The following is a 21,107-nucleotide window of genomic DNA, read 5'->3' as shown; positions in this document are numbered from 1 at the left end:
CGATCCGGGACCTGCTTTGGCGCGCCGCTGAAGCTCTGGGTGAGACAGGGCCCGATCGCCCATCCATGCCCGGGCAGTTTTGGAAAGCGATGACCATGGTCTGCGCGATTGCGGTCCTTGTCTGGTGGGCTCTGCCACAGCTGGTCTGGGTGCGTAGCCCCTCGATCGATGCGCTTGCTGTCAGGCCATCGCCCGGAACCATCGTCCGGCATGATCTGGTGATGTTTCAACTGCGCCATCCCCTGGCAGGCCGGTTGCCGGTCAATGTCACCAAATATGCGCTTTGCCTGCCCGGTGACGATCTGGCCTCCTTCACGCTGCGGTCGGAGCGCTTCCCCGGACGGACAGAGGCCGCCTTTTTCTGCAACGGAATACTCCTGGGCGTCAGCAAAGCCTATGGACGTCAGGGACAGCGGCTCGATTATTTTCCCTGGAAAAGCGGCCCAATCCCTGAGGGCCAGGCCTATATCGGCTCCTCTTACAAGGACGGGTTTGACAGCCGTTATTTCGGTCTGGTGCCGATCGCAAAGCTGGTGCGGATGGAGCGGGTGCTATGACGCGTACCGTTTCCCTGTTCGCAGCGGCAGGCATTCTTGCCCTCACGCCAGCGGCCGCAACAAGCGGCGGGTCAGCCCCGCCGTCAACGACGGGCCGTCAGGGCTATTGGTGGTACGAGGCGCCGAAGACCAGAACACAAGCGGACGAGGCGGAGGATGCGCCGCTTGAGAAGCCCGTCATTCCGCCGATGGCCCAGCTTGCCAAATGGACGCCGCCCAGGATCCGCAAGCTCATCGAAGCCCAGCGTGATTATGCAGCGACTGTTCTTACGGTGGACGCGGTTTCGGATTTCTGGCGGTTGCAGGACTTTGCTCGCCGCAAGGCCAGAGCGTTTGCCGGGATCACCCAGATCGCGATGCTCACGCATCCGCAGCTCAACGCCAAATCCGCCAATCCCATGGTTGGCGACGCCCGCGCTGCTCTGGGCGCCCAGAGGGAGGCTGTCCGCCGGGCCTATTTGCGCGGCCAGGCGCGGCAATATGCTCTTGTCATGTTCAGCCGGGAGAGCTGCGGCTATTGCCGGGTGCAATGGCCGATCGTCCAGCGGTTCCAGGAGGATTATGGCTGGCAGGCGATCCGGCAGGATCTCGATGCCCATCCCGAGCTCGGTTCCCGGTTCGGGGTCGAGGTGACGCCGACAACAATGGTGATCCGGCGCGATAGCGCACAGCGCATGGTGATCGCGAGCGGGGTCGAGGCCTATCCCAACCTTTCGCAAATGGCCTATCAGGCGGTCCGGTTACTCAACGGGGATATCCAACCCGAGCAGTTCATGACGGGCGCAGGCGAGGAAGGCGGCTTCTTCGATGCGCTGTCTAACGGACCGGTTTCGCAATCGGGCGCAAGGACTATTGCGTCGGACGCTGAAGGGGCCGATCGATGAATGGGCGAGGGCTCGGGCGCGCTGCTTCGCCCCACGCATCTATCTACGCGTCAGCCTGGAATAGTGGCCGGCTGTCCCTGGGCCTGCGAGATGCGGACAGCATCGGCGTCAAAAGTGACGAATGTCTGTCCACCCAGCCAGTTATCCTCGTGCACAACGACGCCATCGGAGAAGTCGCCGCCAGCCTCGAGAAATGCGAGCCCGGCCTGGGGCGGACCGGCCTGATCTCGATCCGGCCATCGGTGAGCAGGACCACAGCGACCTTATCGCCCGGCTGGATGCCAGGATGCTGCAAAATCTCCTTTTTCAGGGTGATCTGGCCTTTGGCCGTTACGGTCAGGGCATTTATCGGCGCAGTCCTTCCCTGCGCTAAAGTAAGGCATTTTAACCTTACACTCGAGCTCTCTGTGGTCATTCTGGCTGTCACCATTTCGGGCATGGACGAGGTTGCAGCTGCAAACGGACCAGCCCGGGATGCCGCACGCCGAGCAGCCATCCATCCCGTTGCGAGCGTTTCCGATCTGCGCGCCTGGCTCGCGCGTGTGCCGGCAACAAAGGACTTCCCGCCCGACCTGGTCCCGACCCTGCGCGAAGGGTCGAGCCTGTTCGTTATCGAGATGAGTACGGCGCCTGGCTGCATACCCTGTGGCGACCTGTGGGTGCGGCTCGCCCGGTTTCGCTCCCGCTATGGATGGCAGGTCCGCACGATCACAGGCGAGCGCGCGCTGTTGCGATCGGGACGGCTGGGGCTTCCCTGGGTTGGTCACCCGGTTGCCTGGGTACGCCCGCTTGTTGACCAGAACCGCACAGTGCCCATAGCGATCGGCACCGATCTCGATGTCAATCTGGCACGCAATGTCTATCTGGCCGCCAAAATACTGACAGGCGTCAAGCCCGCCATAGGGGTGCGGGCAATGTCCAAATTCTCCGGCATAGTTGGAGCAAGCGGGCGAGCAGAGGCGCCGAGGCGATGAGCCAGGCAGGCGTTCTCCGATTATGCGCGTGCGCGCAGCATCTGTCCGGCCGTATCCAGCGACATCACCATGATATCGGCAGAAAGAGGGTAAGCCTCGCTGCCGGGATAAATGACCATCTGGCGTTGAGGCCTGAGATCCTGGCAGGCGTGATGAAAGCCGCGTTCGACCTTGGGCGAAAGACTGCGCTTTATCTCATAGACCCACAAATCTCCCCCTGGGAGCGTGATGAGAAGGTCGATCTCCGCGCCGGCGGCGGTGCGATAGAAATTGGCAAGACTGCCTTCAGGCGCCGCTGCGATCAGACTTTCTACAACGAAGCCCTCCCAACTGCCGCCAGCCACGGGATGCCCCAGGACCGCCTCTTCGTCGCCAAGACCAAGCAGGGCATGCACCAAACCGCTATCTTTTACATAGACGCGCGGCGATTTGACCAGCCGCTTGGCGGTGTTGCTATGCCATGGCTCAAGCCTGCGAACGAGCAGCAAATCGACGAGCAGGTCGAGATAGTTGGCGATGGTCTTGGAGTCGAGACCGAGCCCTCGTGCAAAGTCCGAAGCGTTCATCAGACCAGATTGCTGATGCGCCAGCATCGTCCAGAAGCGCCGCAATGTCTCAGCGGCTATTCTGGGGCCGAGCATCGGCACGTCCCGCTCGAGATAGGTGCGGATGAAATCCTGCCGCCAGCGCAGGCTCGCGCGGTCGCTGGTGCTCAGAAAACTGTCAGGAAAGCCGCCCCGCACCCAGAGCCTGTTCATCGCTTGCGCATCCACCTCAAGGGCATTGAGGGGACCCATTTCAAGATAGCTGACACGACCGGCCAGAGTTTCTCCCGACTGCGCGAGAAGATCGATCGACGCCGAACCCAGCAGCAGGAAGCGACCGGATGTAAGGCCTGCGCGTCTGCCGCTATCGATGAGCCCCCGAAGGATCTGGAAAAGCCCCGGCAGGCGATGGACTTCATCAAGGATCACCAGCTTGTCCTGATGTGCCGCGAGATAGAGTTCAGGCTCGCTCAATTTCGCACGATCGGCGTCGGATTCCAGATCCAGGTAGAGAGAGGATGTCGCCTTGCCGATCTCCAACGCCAGCGTGGTTTTACCCACCTGACGCGGTCCCAGCAGCGCCACTGCTGGCGACGCGGCAAGACGGTCCATCAAATCTGCTGCGATATGGCGCCTGATCATCCTTGCATTATTGGAACGAAATTCCAAATTTACAAGGATGAAATCCATACTCCTCGGGCCTGGCGGACCGATCGCACCCAGACATTCCATGCAAAGAGGTTTGCCGCCATGCCACGTCTGCGTACCTATGCCCTGACAGCCGGGATTGCCATGTTTACGTCATGCGGCGCCAGCTCACCTGCGCGGGCGCAAAATTGGGCGGAAAGCTGGTTCGACAATGTCACTTATACCAGCCCGGGGAGTTTCGAGGATCAGACCCGCGGCTATGTAACCGCCGGCGGCATGTCGGGACGGGTGGATGTTCATAACGACTATCTGATGAGTCTGACGCTCCCCAAGGTGAAGGCCGGGTGCGGCGGCATCGACATGTTTCTGGGCGGCATGTCGTTCCTCGACCCCGATTATCTCGTCCAGAAGCTTGAAACCATTCTCCAGGCCGCGCCTGCCGTCGCGTTCCAGTATCTGCTCGAAACGCTCGATGAAAAAATGGGAAACATCATCTCGAAGATGGAAGCTGCAACCAATTATCTCAATTCCATCCAGGTCAATGACTGCCGGCTTGCCAATCGCATGGTGCAGATCGCCAAGGGCGACGAGAATATGTCGGGCATCATCGAGGAGATGACAGGTTATCGTTCGGTCAAGCAGGGCTTTGCCAAAAGCTATCAGCAAAGTCGCGAGAAGATCGAAGCGAACGCCAACAACCCCACCGAGGACTTGAAGGACGCGCTCGCCAACTGCCCGGCGGAAGTGACCGACATCTTCCGCACCGGATCGCTCCTCTCGCATGCGGCCGCGAGGGTCGGCGCGAGCAGCTGGGCCAACGTCATGCGCGCCCGGGTAGGTGACGTCTACATGCGCTGGGATGCGACCGACAAGGTGCCGCTTTTCTCGGCGATCCCTGCCTGCCCGGCCCAGGACAGCGAGTCGCCGCAAGACTTCCTGACCGGCAAGGTCCAGAAGCGGACCCTCAACATTCCGGCGACCGCTAATGATTGTACGCAAGACGGGACCAAGGGCGCTCTGGCGCTGGCGCGCGAACGGCTCGAGGCGATTGCAGCCAAGATCCGGACGAAAGCCCCGTTATCGACCGAGGAGCGCCATTTCGTCGCCAACGTGCGGACGCTGCCGGTCTACCGTATGCTCGAATGGGGCGTGCGCCAGGGGGTGGTGGACTCGGTGATCGCCGACACTGACGAGTTGGTAGCGCTGACCCTTGCCTATCAGATGCTGAACGATCTCACCCGCACGATCGACTTCGCGCTCACCAATGCCGAGCGCGGCACGAACGCAGCAGGTGCTACCGATGGCGCCAGCCCCAATATCTGCCAGACCAGGATCCTCACCAAGGGGATCGAGCAGCTGCGCGACCTGCGCGAAGAGGTGCTGCGGCAACGTGCGCAGATGCGCCAATCCTATCTGGCGGCACTTAACCAGGCGAACCTTTCGGCCAGTTATGCAGGCCTCCTGCGCCAACGCGATCTGGATGCGCGAAACGCTGCCGGCGCCGCTGCCACCCGCAATCGCTAAACGGGAAGCCGTCAGATGCGCCTTGAGCTTCACGCTATCCACGGCCCTGCCATTGCCAGCCCTACTGCCGGGATCGGCGCAATGCTGAGCCTTCTCCTACCCTCCCCTGCCCTTGCCCTTGAGACCAGCTACCATAGCTATGACGGCTTTGCAGAAACGGTCGACGCCTTTCGGCTCGTGTCGATGATCTTTGCCGACCCTCGATACGAGACATTGGTACTGATCATGGCGGTCGCGGGCATCGCGCTGGGAGCCGTGCTCGCGAGCATCAGGGGCCAGGGCATGGGCCTCGTCGCCTTCGGCTTCCAGATCCTGATGGGCATAGGCCTCTTCGTAGGGTTTGTGGCCACCACCGGCACGGTCCATGTCTATGACCGGGTTCGCAACGCCTATCAGCCGGTCGGCGACGTTCCCAATCTCCTCGTCATCGTCGCGGGCACGACCAATCTTATCGAACGTGCGCTTGCCGAGACGATCGACGACATTACGCTCGACCCCAATGCCAAGCTGGAGTTTGGCGCAGGCGGCCATGCATTCAACCTCTTCTTCAACGCGGCAGCGCCGCGCGGTCCCATGACAGACACCTTCCTCGACGCTACGATGAAGGACTATCTGCGCCAATGTTATCCGGTCGCGCGCGTCTCGCCTGCCTATGGTGTCGATGACGATATACTGTTCCGCACGGCCACCGATCTGCCTGCGGCCTTTGCAGCGATGGCGGGTCCGGCCACTTATTCCACTGTCTACACGCCCACCGACAAGGGTGGCGTGACGATGAGCTGCGCAGATGCCTGGGACGATATTGCGACGCGCCTGGCTGAACCGACCCTGTTCGACGGCTATGTCCGCCAGGTCTGTATCCGCACCGGGTTCGACGTCGACAATGCCGGCCAGCTCGCACGCTGCCGCAGTCAGTTGGGCGAAATGGGCCAGATGATGATGGGGACCCCGCTTTCGCTTACAGCCTTCATGACCGACGTCATGCTGGGCGCAACCGTGGGCGACGTATTGTTCGAGGATTCGCCAGCATCGGCTGCCCGGGTCATGGCGAACCGGGCCGTGATCTCCAACGGCCTTGCGACCATGTCGGCGGCCAATGAATGGATGCCGACGATCCGCGCGACGATATTCGGGATCATGCTGTTCATGGTGCCGGTCGCGCTGCTTTTCGTGCTGACGCCGATTAACCTCAGGGTTCTCTCCTATGCGATGGGGCTCTTCGTGTTCGTGGCGCTCTGGGGCGTGATCGACGCGGGCATTTATCAACTGACCCTTGGTCGGGCGATGGACGTTTTGGCCGAGATGCGCGCCAACCATGTCGCGGCCAACGCCTGGATGCTCGCGCCTTCCTCGGCCATGAAGGCGCTGGCGATTTTCGGCACGTTCCGGACGGCGGCGGCGGGCCTTGCGGGTGCCTTCGTGTTCACGGTGTTCCGTTTCTCGGGCAATATGTTCAGTTCGCTCACCGGGGCATCGATGGGCGTCCATACACAGGCCGCAGGTGCTGCAGCGCCGATGGCGACCAGCGAAGGCTATGCCTCTGCGCTTGACGCGCAAGGGTCAGCGATGGGTACGGCGCATCGCAAGGCCGCCGCTTCGGGGTTCGGCGATTTCGGTGAGCGCGCATCGTTCGCCGCGTCGCGTTCGTTCGGCGAGGCTGGCACGATTATCGGCGAGGGCGGCCCGATGGCGCCCGGCCTGACGGCGCTTGGTTTGGGCGGTCTCGACGCGCAGCGGGAACTGGGCACCCTTGCCCCTGCCCTCGCCACGGGCGACCTCTCCAGCCCGGCGGCGGCGCGGGCGGTTCGCGCGAACGCCACGACGGCCGCTATCCATCAATTTGCCGAGAAGGACGCATTGCGCACCCTTGGCAATCGCTATTTCGGCGAGGGTCAGGCGGGAGAGCAGGCCTTTGCCACCTTTGCCCAGACGATGGTGCAGTGGAAAGCGTTCGGGGATGAGCGCGCCTATGGCATGATGCATCAGGCGGCGTCCCGCCATTATGCGCGCAGCGGATACAGCCAGTCCGACGCGCAGCTCAAGGCGTCCAGCATCATTGCCGAGGCATCGAGCGACCCGACCTTCGGCAAGATTGTCGCCAATGCCTATGACCAGGAGGCCATGATGCGCAACGACCTCACCGGGGCGCAGGTACAGGTGGGCGCCATGGAAGGCCGCCGCGACTTTGCGGGCAATGACGTATCGGGCATCGAACGGCACAATGTCGCCACCGAGCAGGCCCATCGCACCGGCACGAGCCAGGGTCAGCGCGACGCTTCGGCCATGCTCGGGCTGCCGTTGCAGGAAACCAGCCGCCGCATCGGCTTCATCAACGCGCTCTCGGGCGAAGCCCGCGCGTCTGCCGTGACCCAGCTCGCCCGCGCGACCGGTCGTAACGAAGCGCAGGTCGAAAAGGCCCTTGCCACCTATTCCGCAGCAAGTCAGCTTGGAACAGCCGATGGCGCGAGTGCGGAGGCGGCGCGCGAAGGCACCAGCGTTTACGGGCGGATCCGGGAAGCGGCCGGTTACGACTTTGCCGAGCGGTCGGGCAAGCTCGATGCCCAGCGCGAGGCCGGCCCCGATGGCACGCGCAGCGCAGCCCGGATCGGAGAGCAGCGGCGGCAGTCGGATAACTTTGGGTTCGCTGCGGGTGCCGCGGCTGCCGGGACGTCTGTGCGGCAGGCCGCGCATCTCGACAGTTTCATAAAAACTCTTGCCCAGTCGTCAGGCAACCAGGTCGAGAAGGCCGAGGGTGGCGCGGAGGGGATTGCCGACCGGGCGAGAAACGACCGTCTCACCCAAATCGTCGACGCCGAACGCCTCACCCGCATGCAGGGGCTACTCAAGGCCAATGGCATTGCGATGACCAAGCGGCAGATCGCAATGGACCAGAATGGCGATCTCAGCCTCAATCTCACCCCGCAAACGGCCGCTCAAATGTGGAAAGCCGGTCTCCTTAACGAGAGCCAGCTGGGTGCGGTAGCAAAAGGCGGCCATGCCCGTTTCAGCTTCGCCAACAACGACCTTCTGGTCTCGTCGAGCGCCGGGTTCGAGAAGAGCGCGCGCAGCGATACCAGCACGCGGTTTGAGGCTGGCAAGCAGGCGGGTCCCGACACGATCGAGCATTTCCTGGGGGGCGGCGCGGAAGGCCAGGCCATGATGGCAAACTGGCTGAAGGGGGGGTTCGAGATGGATCGCCATGGCAATTGGCGGCTTAAACCGCAGGTCGCCGACACGCTCCAGCGCGATGTGCAAGCCGTGATGGCGCAAACCGGGTGGACACGATCCTTAAGTCGTAGCGCCTCCCATACCATATCAAGCAATGTTACAGTCGGAGGCCAGTTTGGTGGCCGATCGGTGTCCTATGGGGGCCAGGAAAGCCGAAGAACAAGAGCGAAAAAAGGTTCAACGTCAGGGCATGCCGGTTTTCATGCGTCGGGAAATACGTCCGACACAGGCGCTGGCACGACCGACGCAGCGTCCTCCATCGACATCATCAATTTCGACGTCCGATCGTCGCTTGCTGAAGCGGAAAGAGCCGCAGCGCGGGCCAGCAGGCCGGAACAGGCTTTTGTCAGCGCGCTTGGCCGCCACATCCTGGGACAGGATGGGCTTCGTAACCGCTATCTGGAAGAGGCTGACGCAAATCGGGGCGTTTTCGACGGATCTGCACCGCTGACATCGCTAGAGCAGGCAGAGATATTGCGTAAGGGGCGTTTTACAGGAGGGGACAGCAAAAGCTCTGGTAGCGAAGCTCCATCCTTTAAGCCGCGCTGAAGCTTTGCCAGGTCCTGTTGGACGGATCGTTCGCTGGAGCAAACTGGTACCAGGTTCGGCGGCTAACGCCTGCTCCACAGGTCTGCGTTGTGGCGCCTGAATCAGCCGAAAGCTGACGACAAACACACATAAAGAGCGTTAGCCTCTGCTAACCATCAATTATACGGATCGATTGTCGTTGCATGCCGTTCAGGACGCGGAAGGGCACGGATGACGCGACCAGTAACCGCACGCACCGCGAAACGTCTCAAAGTCTTTGAGCCAGCGGTGTTGCATCATGCAGGTACGACAGCGAGAATCCATCTGCTGGATCTCTCGTACACTGGCGCGCGGCTGCATGGCGCGGCGCCGCTCCAGCCCGGCGCAATCGTGCATATCACGTGCAGGACCCTCCTTATTACTGCGCGAATCGCTTGGGTCCGTGGTCCCAAATATGGCGTGACCTTCCTCACCCCTCTGCGCTCGAGCGACATAGCCGCCCTGATCGCATAGGGGAGAACTCCACCGACTAATGCGCCGTGGACCGAAGTCGCGCGCAGTGAACGCGCGAGCAATCCCCCCGCAGACCGGCGGAGCGTCGCCAGACAGTGTCGAGGCTGTTATGAGCAACGCTAACGCCCCATGCCTGGCGCGCTGCGTACGGGCCATAGGCGCGCAGTTTTGGCAGACCACCGCCAAGATTGTGCGATCGCTGCGCGCATGGCAGCCCGGCCTATTCTACGCGCGCGACTTAGGGGCGCACGAGCCAGCCTGTATTATGTAATGCCTGCCGAACAGCCTAGGCTCGGTCAAACTTGGACAATAGGTCGGACGGGAATAAAAGACGTGTTGTTGCGCCATAATGTGAGCATCAGTATGGCTAGCTTTCGTGCCACGGCGACTTTTGCTTTGGAGGCGCCAATGTCGGACTTCTTACCCAAACCCCACGACCTTAGGTCATTTTCCTGCTTCGAGCGGTAGAGGAGAACGGTAGCTGCCGTAACAAGGTGACTTCGTGTCATCGTGCTTCCTACCTTCGTGATACGCGAAGGCGCCGTCCGGTCTCCACTTTGATGAACAGCCGGTGTTAACCCCAGATATGCGGCGACATCGCAGCACCGCCGAAATCGGAATGGATCTTCTACTGCGGTTAAGAAAGACACCGCAGTAAGTGCGCTTACGCCCGGAATGGCGACAAAGCGCTGGCATATGGTGGAACGTAACGCAAATTTGGTTATTTCTTCACTGAATTTATTCTCCTCATCTCGTAGATTGAGTGCGATCTGCAGAAGCGGCGAAATATGGTCTGAGATATCTTCGCCAAGGTCGTCCTTGATCGCCGCTATCGCTGAAAGGACGTGCTTTTCAAGAGAAGCCGATGTCCGTATCCGCTTTGGAAATCCTTGGCCACGAATGTGAAGTGAGGAGAGGATCAACTGTTCTGTCGCGATACGTTGGCGGACCAGGTGATGGCGCGCCACAAGCTTCGCGCGCATCATCATGCATTCGTTGCTTTTCAGATGTACTTCGTTGAGAAACGTTCTGCCCAGTCTTGCCAGATGGGCCAGCCCGCGAGCATCGTTCATATCTGTTTTTATCCGCCGCATCGTCAGGAAACGATGAACCTGGAGTGTGCCGAACAGGACAACTTCAAAACCAAGCTCCCTGAGCCCTTTAGCTACACGGACGCTGGTACCGCACGCCTCCATGGCGATCACCTCCACTCCGGAAGGAAAATGGAAGTTCAGCAGTGCAGCAACCTCCTTACTGTTTGTGTCGACGTTCGACTGAAAATGGATTGTCCCTGCATCGTCAACAGCGCACAGCGCAGATGTTTTTTGGCCAGTATCCATGCCAATCCAGACCTTCAGAGGCAACGCAGCCGTGTTCGTAACCATGTCTTGCTCCTGTAGTCTGGCGGGGCAATCCCTCAATTTTACCAGAGTCCTAACGGCTCTAATGCTCCTCACGGATTTTGCCCTGCCAGACGCAAGTGATCGGTCTATTTTATAAACCAAAGTCGCCGCTGCTTCTTTGGCCCTTTGACCATCTTGCAAACTCTACAACGCTTGAAGAGCGAGAGCCCCTAAACTGAACCCGCAATTAGGGACGAGTTGCATCGGTCCCCATAGACAATAGCGGGCAACGGGGGGAACGTTTGCGCGGCAGGGCGTAGATCGTTATCGCGAGGCAATGGCCGGTCCTCCTTCTTTGAATACAATCATGACTTTGGCAATTTCCAACCGGCCCGCACGCTGTCGGCCCGATCCCTTCACCCAATGGGCAAGAATGCCGGTCTTCTGCATCCCGGGTACCTGATGAGCCTGCCGCCGCCCGGGGCACAGGTTAAGTTATGCACGTGCATAATGACAGTCGTCGGCAACGAACGCTGTGGTTCCCGAAACGCATAAAGTTCGGCGAAAGCGCGCTGTACATGGACTCCGCCCTGTAAGACTATGCCTGTCAGTTCGTGGCGCTGGTCTTAGGACATTATCGGCAAATGCTATCCACCATAGCGCGCCCAGCTCCACACCGTTCCGGAGCTTATAATCGGACGGCGCAGATCGCGTTGGCCGGGAAGTGTGCACCACGCTCCTGTTCGCCCCCTCGGCCCTATCCCTTCGATGTGCAGTGCAGGTTGGGCGCAGAAACCAGAATGGGCTCTGTCGATGCTCGACCCCTGGGTCCATCCAGGAGCCGTGCCAGCTCGTCTCAGGCGGTTTGCCCGATGACGCGGGACAAGGATATCACGGCCTGGAAGAGAACCTTCAATACGGTTTCGAGATCGACCTTCACGCTCAATCTAACCCTATCCGCGATTGGCTCGCCCAATACGCCCATAGCAGAATCTCCTTTCCTACATGAGAACATATGTAGAACATGCAGGTCAGAAAAGGAGTCGGCAATGGTAACTATCGATGGATCGTTTCTGCTCGGAACGGCAGCCGTCATACAAAGTCTAGGGGTTCTATTGCGGATCTGGCGGCAGGCCCGCGACGGGGCCCCTGTGCCCCAACTTGAAGTAACGGACTATGATCGCCAAGAAGCAAAACTCCAAATCGCATCGCCCTGCATGTGTGGCAGATTTACTATGACAATCGTACCAAAGGCATGAAAGCGGTCTTGTCGAAGATCTCAATTCGGAGCACTATTGCTCTTGGCGGGCAGACCATCGTTGAGATCGGTTTGCTATGGTTGATCAAGACGACAGGTTCCTGAGGATTAAGGCGGTCATTGAAAAGACCGGCTGTCCCAAAGCGTCCATTTATCGAATGATCAAGGAAGGTACGTGTCCAAAACAGGAGCGGATCGGGCGGCGCGCCGTAGGGTGGCGCGCCTCGAGAATTGCCCGTTGGATGGAGGCGCCTACCGCTTACCAGGATTTCTGAAACCATTCGAGGCCCTGGGCTTTCGCTCTTAGCGGACCGGCCATTGTTGGCAGTGTCAGAGGGGCCGACGCTTCTGCGGCGTCCAGATACTGCGCCCACCACTCCATCATCTTGCGACGATGGCTAAGGTAGCGTGCCGCATTGTAGACGCCGCGCACCCCTCTTGGCATGTGCGCCAATTGCATCTCGATCCAATCGGGCATGAAAAGACCTGATTCATTGAGAACGGTGCTGGCCACCGCGCGAAAACCGTGAACCGTAGCTTTCCCGCGGAGTCCTGCCCGGTACATGATATCGAGCATGCGGTTCTCGCTGATCGTGTCCGATCGGGAGCCCGCTACCGGGAATAGATATTTGCCAAAGCGCTCGTTGCCTGCTGCGCCATAAACGTTAAGCTCCTTGATCTCGCGCAGAAGCTGGATCGCTTGCGGGGGCAAGGGAATGAGGTGCTCCGACCGCATCTTCATCCGCTCGGCGGGGATCCTCCAGACTGGGTCATCAGTGCCCAGACCTTCAAACTCGTCCCATTGTGCGAACCGCGTCTCCTGTGTTCTGACCATGGTGAGAATCGTCCACCGTAAGGCGAGATGGCTTAACCGCGATCCGCCATCCGCGTTGAGGCGTGCGAAGAATTCGGGCAAATCCTTTATCTCGACCTTTCCCCGATGCCGGGTGGGCGGTGCCTTGACCATCGCCGACGTCAGGTCGCGACACGGATCTGAATCGACCCTTCCGTCCGGGATACCGAAGCGAAAGATCTCACTGCAATGATTTTTGATCCGATGGGCCATATTGACCGACCCCCTTCCCTCGATGGATCGCAAGGCTTCGAGCACGGTTCGTGGGAGGATGGATCGGACGGGAAGCTGGCCAAGATAAGGGAAAAGATCGGATCGAATGCGCGTCTCGGTGATACGGGCATAGCGCGGCGTCCATGACGGCCTGCGCGCTTCAAGCCATTCAAGAGCGAGATCCTCAAACGTTATCTTGTCAGCTTTGGCCTGAAAGGCATCTTCCTTGCGCTTTTCGGCCGGATCGACACCAGTCTTAAGCAAGGCGCGCATCTCCTCGCACCACAGTCGCGCGCGGTGGAGACTGACGTCGGGATACTCTCCGCCATCGAGCGTCTTTTGCTTATGATTGAACCGATAGGCCAGGCGCCAACGCTTTCGTCCGCCAGGCAGGACCATGATATGCAAACCATGGGCATCCGATCTCTTGATCGGCTTTTCGACGGCGACAAGCGTTCGCAAAATTTCATCAGTCAGCATCGGGTTGAACACCTTGAATCCGTGTTCCGGATTCGAAGTTTGTCAACATAACCCACTTTTTTACCAACAAAACGCATGGAACGGCTCGACAAGAATGGATCCTGTGTGAGACGATTTTATACCAAGCAATGCGTTGAAAACAGAGTATTTTTTTCAGACGCTTTGAGACTTTGTTGGTCGATTTGGACCGAAAAGTTGGTCGGGGAGACAGGATTCGAACCTGCGACCCTCTGCTCCCAAAGCAGATGCGCTACCAGGCTGCGCTACTCCCCGACGTGACGATCGGCCCTGGTGGGTGCCCGATCGGATAATGGTGGGTCCGGCAAGCCGTCAAAAGTATAAACCCATGAAAATAAACAATATTTCTTATTTCCGTTGCTGTCTTACTCCAGTTTTCCCTTCAATGGCAAGCCCGCCCTTCGCGATTGCGAAAATCCTGTTGCTGAAAGCTGAGCCTATCGATCGACGCAAGCCCCAACTCAGCGTGCACCCTATGACACTTTCAAGCGGGCTGAATCGAGGATCAAAGTCGTGTCGAATGAGCGCCCCGCCACCTTGCGAAACCGAGCCGCGTCGGGCCAAGCAACTCTAATACCGCAAAAATCGTGCTATCGCTCGTCACGGGGCAGACACCACCGCCCAGCCCTCCTATCAGGTGGACGTTGTTGTAGGTTTGGTGACGAGGAATTGATGACAGGGGCATCCGATGTGGAGCGCGACACGGTTCGGGACAGATTGGATCGCCTGACGATTTATCGCTGGTGGCGCCGAAAGGTTGTGGCACCGGTCGATCACGAAACCGTAGTCGCAAGAATTATCGACGAAAGCGGCTGGTCGCCACGCTATGCTTTCATGACGATGATGTCGGCCGGCATTGCGGTGCTTGGCTTGTTGCTATCATCGCCAGCGGTGGTCATCGGCGCGATGCTGATTTCTCCCTTGATGAGCCCTATCTTGGGATTCGGCTTCAGCTTGGCGCTATTCGATTTCGCGGAAATGCGTAGATCGTTGAAAGCGTTGATTATCGGCACGGTCGCCGCCGTCGCATTTACCGCACTGATCGTCACATTATCGCCGCTTCAGGCTCCGACGTCTGAAATCGTGGCGCGAACGCGGCCCAACCTGTTCGATCTCGCAGTCGCGCTGTTCGCAGCGTTGGCCGGTAGCTTTGCCGTTATCCGCGGTCGAGGTGAGACAATTGTCGGCGTTGCCATCGCGACCGCACTGATGCCCCCGCTTGCCGTTGTGGGCTACGGCCTCGCCACGTGGAACTTGCCGGTACTGGGCGGCGCCTTTGCGCTGTTCGTCACGAACTTCATCACCATTGCGCTTTCGGCCACAGTAATGGCTCGTTATTACGGATTTGGGCACCATCTATCCAGTCGGCAAACCTGGGCGCAGACCATCGTGCTGTTGCTGGTATTCGTTGCGATGGCAGTGCCGCTGGCGCTATCGCTCGGCAGGATTGCGCGAGAGGCCTTGGCGGTGTCGCAGGTCCGTTCGCTGCTGAACGACCGATATGGTTCGGACGCACGAGTGACCCAGTTAGAAATCGATTTCGACCGTACCCCCATTGAGATTAGATCGGTCGTCATCGCGCCACGCGGGCGAACACAGAAAGGCGCAGCGCTTCAGCCCTCGATCGAGAAAATGCTGGGCCGCCCCGTCAGGCTGGATGTCGATCAGGTCATGCTCGATGCAGGCGCCGGTGCAATCGATGCCCAGCGCGAGGAGATGCGTCAGGCAGGAGAACAATCGAAAGCGGAAGCACAGCGGGCGACGGCGCTGGCGCGCATGGTTGCGCTCATTACAGGCGTTGCACCGGACGATATCGTTATTGATCGCGACCATCATCGCGCGACTGCAGCCGCTCTTGCCTTGCCCGGGGCCACCGTAGCAACGTATCGGATATTGGAGCAACGCGCCGCCGCAGAGGCGGATGGGTGGGACGTTGCAATTATCCCGCCCCAAGGCCCGCTTCCCGAAATCACATTTGCCGATAACGTCGATACTCTCGATGCTGCCGGTCGTGCTGCGGTGCTGACTTCCGCTTGGGCGGCCAAGCGCTGGAATGCGCCAGCACTGGCGGTGCCCGGCCTGCCCCGTGGCCCCGCTTCTGCTCAACCCGGTCTAGCGGAACGCCGGGGGCGAGCGATCGCCGCAATCCTGGCCGCCGAAGAAGTCGATTCGGCCCCTGCAGCTCCCGCTGGCCAGCGCTTCGTTCTGACGATATCGACAGGTAACCCATTATGATAGCAGCGCCATCCCCTCATGCTATCGGTGCAATCCTGCTGACCGGGGCAATGTTCTATGGCTTCGTGTCGGGCCGCGCGCGGGTCGAGATCATCTCGCTGCTCACGATCAGCGCTATCGCCCTGGGGCTGTATTCTTTCCCGCTGCCCGGCCACGTGCCAACCGATGGGCTGAAACTCGCATTCGAAGGATTCGGTCACTATGCGCTGGTCACGATCTGCGCGCTGATGGTGCTGGGTCGGGGACTGGTAACAACCGGAGCGCTTGAACCGGTGGCACGGCTGCTAACACGGGTCTGGCGTTTCAATCAGCAGGTCGGTTTGCTCGTTACACTTATGCTTGCGTTCGGCATGAGCATGATGGTCAACGATACACCGGTGTTGGTGTTGATGCTCCCGATTATGGCGGCGATTGCGGCCAATGGCGGAATGCCGGCCTCGCGAACGCTTATCCCTGTAAACAGCGCGGTCCTCATCGGTGGCATGTCCACCACTATCGGCACATCGACCAATTTGCTCGTCGTTTCCATTGCAAGCGACATGGGGCTGCCGCCGATGACGGTATTCCACTTTACGCCAATTGTCTTGATGGCGGCGCTGATCGCATTGCCGTTTATCTGGTTGGTCATGCCACGTTTATTGCCCGACAATTCGGTGGAGGCAGGTCATGATCCCCGCCGTTTCACTGCCTTGCTTCGGCTGGGCAACAATTCGGTTGCGCGCGGCCTCTCCCGTGATGAGTTGAACGCGCTGCTGCCTCCCGATGTTGAAATAATCGGCACCGTGGGCGGTGACGGGCGGATTATGGTGACGGCCACACATGCGGCGTTGGAAGAAACGATGCGGGTTCTGGGCGCGACAGCAGCACCGGCCTGGCTCATGGACCGTCTTCGCAACGGCTACGCGGCGACGGGTGAAGACCTGACAGTCATCGAACTTTCGATACCCAAGGACACCGGCCTTGTAGGCAAGAATGCAACTTCGGCAAACGTAGCAGAACTCTACAATGTGGCGATATTGGGTGTGCACCGCGCGCGTCGCTCGTGGCTCCCCCAGACTGCCGTCGAGAATAGTCGAGATACTGCATTTGCAGAAGGCGACATACTGTTAGTCGTCGGCACGCTGGCGAACATTCAGCGCATGTCGCTGGCTGAAAACATGCTGGTCCTCGACGGCGCGAAGGAATTGCCGCGGACCACCAAGGCGCCGCTGGCGCTGGCCATCATGGCGGCTGCCGTGATCCCGGCGAGTGTCGGCATCGTGCCGATTGCCATCTCGGCGCTAGGCGGAGCAATCGCGATGCTGGTTACGGGGTGCGTGCGCTTTGACCGTATTGGCCGCGCTTTGTCTGCGAAGGTGATCGTACTGGTCGCCGCCAGCATTGCGATTGGGCGTGTGGTGTTGGAAAGCGGGGCTGCGGCATGGCTCAGCGGATTGCTGGCAATCGGGTTACAATATCTCCCGGCAGCAGGCGTCTTGGCAGCCGTGATGCTATTTGTGACCGTGTTGACCAATTTTGCCTCGAACACGACCGCGGCAGCCGTCGGGACGCCAATCGCTTTTACCCTCGGTCAGCAACTCGGCATTCCCGTCGAACCGCTTGTTCTTGCCGTCCTGTTCGGGTGCAACCTTTGTTACGCCACGCCGGTCGCTTATCAAACCAACATGCTGATTATGTCGGCGGGCGATTACAAGTTCGGAGACTATACGCGAACGGGGCTACCCCTTGTCGCGCTAATGATCGTTACGCTCTCGGCGCTACTGGTTCTGCGCTACCGGCTGTTTTGACGAAACACTCATGGCGCCGTCGTGACGTAAAGGCACAGCGTACGGCCCTTCGCCTGACGCGGAAAGACGTCGCGGCTTTTGTCAGCCTTCTGCAGCCAGCCCCATCTGCGAATTGAAGAGGTCAAGATTATGCTGCGCAAGAAAGCTGCCTCGTCCGTGGACGCTGCCTTCCAGATCGGGACGCTCGCCGATGTCCAGGCATCGCTGCCACGACCACTGCGAAAGAGGCAGCCAATGATCCATTGCCCGATCGAGGTCGTTCATTGCCTTTTCCAGCGCGAGATTGCCGAACACGAAGAAAAAATCCGGAGACTCCTGCCACAGAGGCATCTGCGCGTCGGCGATATCAAGCGCTTGATCGACTTTCCCGCTTTTGCCTAAACAATGCAGGGCCCTGATGATTAATTCATGCCGCCAGTTGGCATCTTGCGGTGTCCGGGTCATCGACCGGGTATAGTAGTTACTGGCCTGCAAAAAATCGTCGCGAATTTCCGCCTCTTTGCCCAATTGATACAGGGTGTAGGGGTCGTCCGGGTTTTCCTTGAGGTCAAGCAGAAGGAGTTCACGATTGCGCTCCTGCTTGTTAGCCATCTGTGCAGTCAGATAGCCGTCATGTTCCAAATGCAACTCCAGCCGCCTGCGCGGAAGGGGCGATTGCACTTGTTCATGTATGCGCCCCTGAAAGCGCGCTCCGCGAGGTAACAAGCGTGTTATCCAGCTACGACTACTCGACGGTGCCACGTCGCTGTTGCCACCCCCCGGCATTTCAAACTGACTGTGGATGCAGACTGCGCCCAATTGGGGATTGCCTGCGCACCATTCGCGCAGCTTATCGCCCCCCGTCACGATCCACTCATCGGCGTCGATGACGAGATTCCAGTCTGCATCGGCGATATCCAGGACATGGTTTCGAGCAATGGAGAAATCGTCCGGCCATTCGATACGATGCACGTCCGCGCCACAGCTTTTTGCCAGATTCATCGTCTCGTCGGTAGAACCCGTGTCGAGGACGACTATTCGGTCGACCCATGGGCGCACGCTCTCCAGGCACCGGACTATGCAGCGCGCCTCATTCCGAACGATCAGGGTTGCAGCCAGTTGTGGGCCCGGCGCAGCGGTTGTGATGTTGGCCATTGTGCGATCAGCTTTTGGTGATCAGAGCCAGCAACGATATGCGGTTGAAGAACCACATATGTTCAATTTTCCAGTCGGTATACTTCGCAATCACGTTGGAGAATGTGTAGGGCGTATACCAACAGTTATGATCGGGATGTACAACCTCGACAAAGGTCTGCGTGCTTCCGATATAGTCAAAGTGACGATTGAAGCACTGATATGCGTCCGGGACCGATATGATATAGCAAGGCGCGTTTAGCGTATCGAGCTGCGCAAGAAACCCCTGAATATCCGGGACATGCTCCATCACTTCCGGCACAAGTACGATATCATACTCGTCGGTCAGCTCCGCCATGTCAGAGAACAGGCTGTCTCGTACATAGGGTGCCAAAGCCTCAAGGGCTTCGGCATGAATATCGAAGCCGTCAAGCTTGAGGCAATGGGGTTCCAATGCCAGATGGAGCGATGCTTTGGGATCGGTAATGGGCCAGTCGGCGCAGCCGATATGCAACACGCGCTTGCCTGCGCACATAGTTGCCAGCACATCGAGGCGGTTCACATTCGCAATGTCCGTACTCACCTGCACATGCTGCACGAAATAGGGCTCATGAAGCTGTTCGAGCGATGACTGTGCCGCCATATCGTCGGATTGATCGTTTGCAGGCTTGCGATCACAATCCACCGCCGCTTCCGGCCGGATAGAATAGTCTGTCTGCTCCGCGACATTGGGCAAGCCCTCATCGCAGTTCAATAGACTGATCTCATCATAAGCTGCGCGCGTGCTTCCCCACAATTGATGCGCATATACCGGGCCGTCGCCGTTATATTTCAGACCCGAGAAATGCTGCGGTATAAAGTAATGGCTCGGGTAGATTTTCAGATCGTGATATTCATATTTTCTGAAACTGTCCGTAAGCCGTTGGGGCCCGACCGTTTTCCAGGCCATGTCATTTACGACGGATGCTTCGTTCTGGATGTCCAGAATGATCTGCCCAACAAACGGGTTTTGCGCCTCTGCGCCGAAATAGCCTGCCGCGATTAACCCAGGACGGGCAATTTCACTTTCCCAGCATGCAAAGGCACGGCAATCCAGCAGGTCTTCGTCCAGCGCGCGGACGCATATGCTATCGGCATCCAGTACGACCCCGCCTTCATTATACAAGATTTCCCAGCGCATCATGTCGGCAACGCCATTAAGCTCTCGCCCCCACATTTCTTTAATATGCGGCGCGTTTACCCATTCATTTTCGGTCAGATCGCAATTTCCCCAGATCCTGATCGTCCAGTCTGGATGGTGTCGCTCCCAAGTGGCTATGCAGTTGTCGGGTCGCTTGCTGTCATCGCCTACCCATATGAAGTGCAGAATTTTGGGAATTCTGTTGCTGACCTCTAGCGGCATTGCCGGGGCCTGGGCTGCTGAAATCATATGCATCATCGCCTGCGCATTTGCGTGATCTGTCCAGACACAAACTTAGGCAGTTGATCTGGGCATCACCGGTGGGACTGCGCACCTGCTATAATATTACTCCTAACAACGAATTAACCATAGTCACAGGCCTTCGGATCGGCGTGCGTAATCGAACCGACACTCGTCACTATCCTTTGGCAAATGCGTCGCGCCACTCGGGTTTGATCGTCGAGAGCAAGGCTCTGTCGACCGGTAGCGCAATTTCGTAGCTTCCCTCGGCATATGGGCCGGCTTCATAAGGCCCGATAACGATCAGCAACTGGTCGACAGTCTTGCCATCTTTCGAAATGGGGACAATCGTCTGTCTCAACGGATCGACGCAACGATCGAATTCACTGTCGGCCGATACAACCGGGGCGCCACGCTTCTCAGCCCGCGCATCATTGAGCCTCTTGCAGAACGCGGGGGTAATGACAGTCGCGAACGCATTGCGCGAGATGGTCATATCATCGATGCTGACTTCGCGCTTTGCGACCTTATCCCACAAGAGGGTCTTATACCCTGTCATGCCGTGCGCACCGCCGGTATAGAAATAGCTCTCTGCAAGCAGCCCTAATAGCCTAGGAGTTGCGGCTTTCGCGGTCCATTGCGTTTGGTAGCTATGCGTATGGAAGGGAAAGCCGCTTTCCTTCGCGCTGGCCTGATCGCTCTTAGCCGCCTTGAGCGCAGACGCCTTGTTGGTTTTCATGTCATCAGTGAGGCTTGCGACGATATCAGGGACGCCCGCGGCCGCAGCCGGATAGCTGTACTTGAATTCGAGAACGTCAGTACTGTCGTCCACTGCAAACGCCTTGGCCATCGGCACCTTGGGCGCTGGGGGCACGATGGTGCTCGTGGATGCCGTCTCTTCGTTCTTCGGTTCAGGCTGGTCGGGGGTTGAAGGCGTACAGGCACAAACCCCCAACGCGACTGTTGAAAGAATGGCAGCGCGCAAC

At 59.0% G+C, this 21,107-nt stretch carries 18 protein-coding genes, 1 tRNA gene and 1 pseudogene; 10 read left to right on the top strand and 10 right to left on the bottom strand.

Annotated elements, in window-relative coordinates; translation table 11 throughout:
* Window positions 1–89 precede the first annotated feature (89 nt).
* Entirely contained in the window at window positions 90–557 is a 468-nt protein-coding gene (locus LQ220_RS17700) for a peptidase (protein WP_354958080.1), read from the top strand.
* On the top strand, window positions 554–1,441 hold the full coding sequence (locus LQ220_RS17695; protein WP_230189454.1) for a conjugal transfer protein TraF: 888 nt from the start codon (window positions 554–556) through the stop codon (window positions 1,439–1,441). Before LQ220_RS17700 ends, LQ220_RS17695 begins: the two co-directional genes overlap by 4 nt.
* 43 nt (window positions 1,442–1,484) lie before the next feature.
* On the opposite strand, the gene LQ220_RS17690 is transcribed toward LQ220_RS17695, so the two are convergent.
* The gene (locus LQ220_RS17690) at window positions 1,485–1,721 is read right to left on the bottom strand and encodes a hypothetical protein (RefSeq protein ID WP_230189487.1); all 237 of its coding nucleotides are present in this window, start codon (window positions 1,719–1,721) and stop codon (window positions 1,485–1,487) included.
* On the opposite strand from LQ220_RS17690, the gene LQ220_RS17685 reads away from it, so the two are divergent.
* Together LQ220_RS17685 and LQ220_RS17680 are read left to right on the top strand one after the other, a co-directional pair.
* On the top strand, window positions 1,635–1,814 hold the full coding sequence (locus tag LQ220_RS17685) for a hypothetical protein (RefSeq protein ID WP_230189491.1): 180 nt from the start codon (window positions 1,635–1,637) through the stop codon (window positions 1,812–1,814). The two genes, LQ220_RS17690 and LQ220_RS17685, sit on opposite strands and share 87 nt — an antisense overlap.
* A 64-nt stretch (window positions 1,815–1,878) precedes the next feature.
* Window positions 1,879–2,415, top strand: coding sequence for a hypothetical protein (locus LQ220_RS17680; RefSeq protein ID WP_230189453.1), 537 nt, complete (start codon window positions 1,879–1,881; stop codon window positions 2,413–2,415).
* Window positions 2,416–2,435: 20 nt separating this feature from the next.
* Here the strand turns inward: LQ220_RS17680 and LQ220_RS17675 are convergent, their stop codons facing one another.
* A complete protein-coding gene (locus LQ220_RS17675; RefSeq protein ID WP_230189452.1) occupies window positions 2,436–3,572 on the bottom strand; it encodes an ATP-binding protein in 1,137 nt (378 codons plus the stop codon).
* Window positions 3,573–3,752: 180 nt separating this feature from the next.
* On the opposite strand from LQ220_RS17675, the gene LQ220_RS17670 reads away from it, so the two are divergent.
* The 3 genes from LQ220_RS17670 (at window position 3,753) to LQ220_RS17660 (ending at window position 9,401) form a co-directional block, all read left to right on the top strand.
* Window positions 3,753–5,132, top strand: a complete 1,380-nt coding sequence (locus LQ220_RS17670; RefSeq protein WP_354958092.1) for a conjugal transfer protein TraH — start codon at window positions 3,753–3,755, stop codon at window positions 5,130–5,132.
* 81 nt (window positions 5,133–5,213) lie between these two features.
* Entirely contained in the window at window positions 5,214–8,909 is a 3,696-nt protein-coding gene (locus LQ220_RS17665; protein ID WP_230189486.1) for a conjugal transfer protein TraG N-terminal domain-containing protein, read from the top strand.
* A 210-nt stretch (window positions 8,910–9,119) separates the two neighbouring features.
* The gene (locus tag LQ220_RS17660; RefSeq protein ID WP_230189450.1) at window positions 9,120–9,401 is read left to right on the top strand and encodes a PilZ domain-containing protein; all 282 of its coding nucleotides are present in this window, start codon (window positions 9,120–9,122) and stop codon (window positions 9,399–9,401) included.
* 296 nt (window positions 9,402–9,697) lie between these two features.
* Here LQ220_RS17660 and LQ220_RS17655 read toward each other — a convergent pair whose 3' ends face one another.
* Window positions 9,698–10,786, bottom strand: coding sequence for an IS110 family transposase (locus LQ220_RS17655; RefSeq protein WP_230189449.1), 1,089 nt, complete (start codon window positions 10,784–10,786; stop codon window positions 9,698–9,700).
* A gap of 814 nt (window positions 10,787–11,600) precedes the next feature.
* Window positions 11,601–11,729: a hypothetical protein gene (locus LQ220_RS24940; protein ID WP_290369059.1), complete on the bottom strand. Its 129-nt coding sequence runs from the start codon at window positions 11,727–11,729 to the stop codon at window positions 11,601–11,603.
* Between the two features lie 350 nt (window positions 11,730–12,079).
* Between LQ220_RS24940 and LQ220_RS17650 the strand changes: the two genes are divergently transcribed.
* Window positions 12,080–12,277 carry an AlpA family phage regulatory protein gene (locus tag LQ220_RS17650; protein ID WP_230189448.1) on the top strand — a complete coding sequence of 66 codons (198 nt, stop codon included), beginning with the start codon at window positions 12,080–12,082 and terminating at the stop codon, window positions 12,275–12,277.
* Here LQ220_RS17650 and LQ220_RS17645 read toward each other — a convergent pair.
* The gene (locus tag LQ220_RS17645) at window positions 12,262–13,548 is read right to left on the bottom strand and encodes an integrase arm-type DNA-binding domain-containing protein (protein ID WP_230189447.1); all 1,287 of its coding nucleotides are present in this window, start codon (window positions 13,546–13,548) and stop codon (window positions 12,262–12,264) included. The two genes, LQ220_RS17650 and LQ220_RS17645, sit on opposite strands and share 16 nt — an antisense overlap.
* Before the next feature lie 196 nt (window positions 13,549–13,744).
* A tRNA-Pro gene (locus LQ220_RS17640) sits at window positions 13,745–13,821 on the bottom strand.
* A 417-nt stretch (window positions 13,822–14,238) separates the two neighbouring features.
* Between LQ220_RS17640 and LQ220_RS17635 the strand changes: the two genes are divergently transcribed.
* Together LQ220_RS17635 and LQ220_RS17630 are read left to right on the top strand one after the other, a co-directional pair.
* Complete coding sequence (locus LQ220_RS17635; protein ID WP_230189446.1) at window positions 14,239–15,801, top strand: DUF389 domain-containing protein; 1,563 nt, start codon at window positions 14,239–14,241, stop codon at window positions 15,799–15,801.
* The gene (locus LQ220_RS17630; protein ID WP_230189445.1) at window positions 15,798–17,588 is read left to right on the top strand and encodes an SLC13 family permease; all 1,791 of its coding nucleotides are present in this window, start codon (window positions 15,798–15,800) and stop codon (window positions 17,586–17,588) included. Before LQ220_RS17635 ends, LQ220_RS17630 begins: the two co-directional genes overlap by 4 nt.
* Before the next feature lie 81 nt (window positions 17,589–17,669).
* On the opposite strand, the gene LQ220_RS17625 is transcribed toward LQ220_RS17630, so the two are convergent.
* The 4 genes and pseudogenes from LQ220_RS17625 to LQ220_RS17610 form a co-directional block, all read right to left on the bottom strand.
* A complete protein-coding gene (locus LQ220_RS17625; protein ID WP_230189490.1) occupies window positions 17,670–18,209 on the bottom strand; it encodes a hypothetical protein in 540 nt (179 codons plus the stop codon).
* A 210-nt stretch (window positions 18,210–18,419) separates the two neighbouring features.
* Window positions 18,420–18,722 (bottom strand): annotated as a pseudogene (locus LQ220_RS17620) (glycosyltransferase); the annotation flags it as partial.
* Between the two features lie 7 nt (window positions 18,723–18,729).
* Complete coding sequence (locus LQ220_RS17615; RefSeq protein WP_230189444.1) at window positions 18,730–20,130, bottom strand: glycosyltransferase; 1,401 nt, start codon at window positions 20,128–20,130, stop codon at window positions 18,730–18,732.
* Between the two features lie 169 nt (window positions 20,131–20,299).
* Window positions 20,300–20,995 carry a DUF4163 domain-containing protein gene (locus LQ220_RS17610; RefSeq protein ID WP_230189443.1) on the bottom strand — a complete coding sequence of 232 codons (696 nt, stop codon included), beginning with the start codon at window positions 20,993–20,995 and terminating at the stop codon, window positions 20,300–20,302.
* Between the last annotated feature and the right edge of the window lie 112 nt (window positions 20,996–21,107).

Source organism: Sphingobium sp. CECT 9361 (assembly GCF_918741285.1).
GTDB lineage: Bacteria > Pseudomonadota > Alphaproteobacteria > Sphingomonadales > Sphingomonadaceae > Sphingobium.
This window is presented reverse-complemented; position numbering and strand designations above follow the sequence as displayed.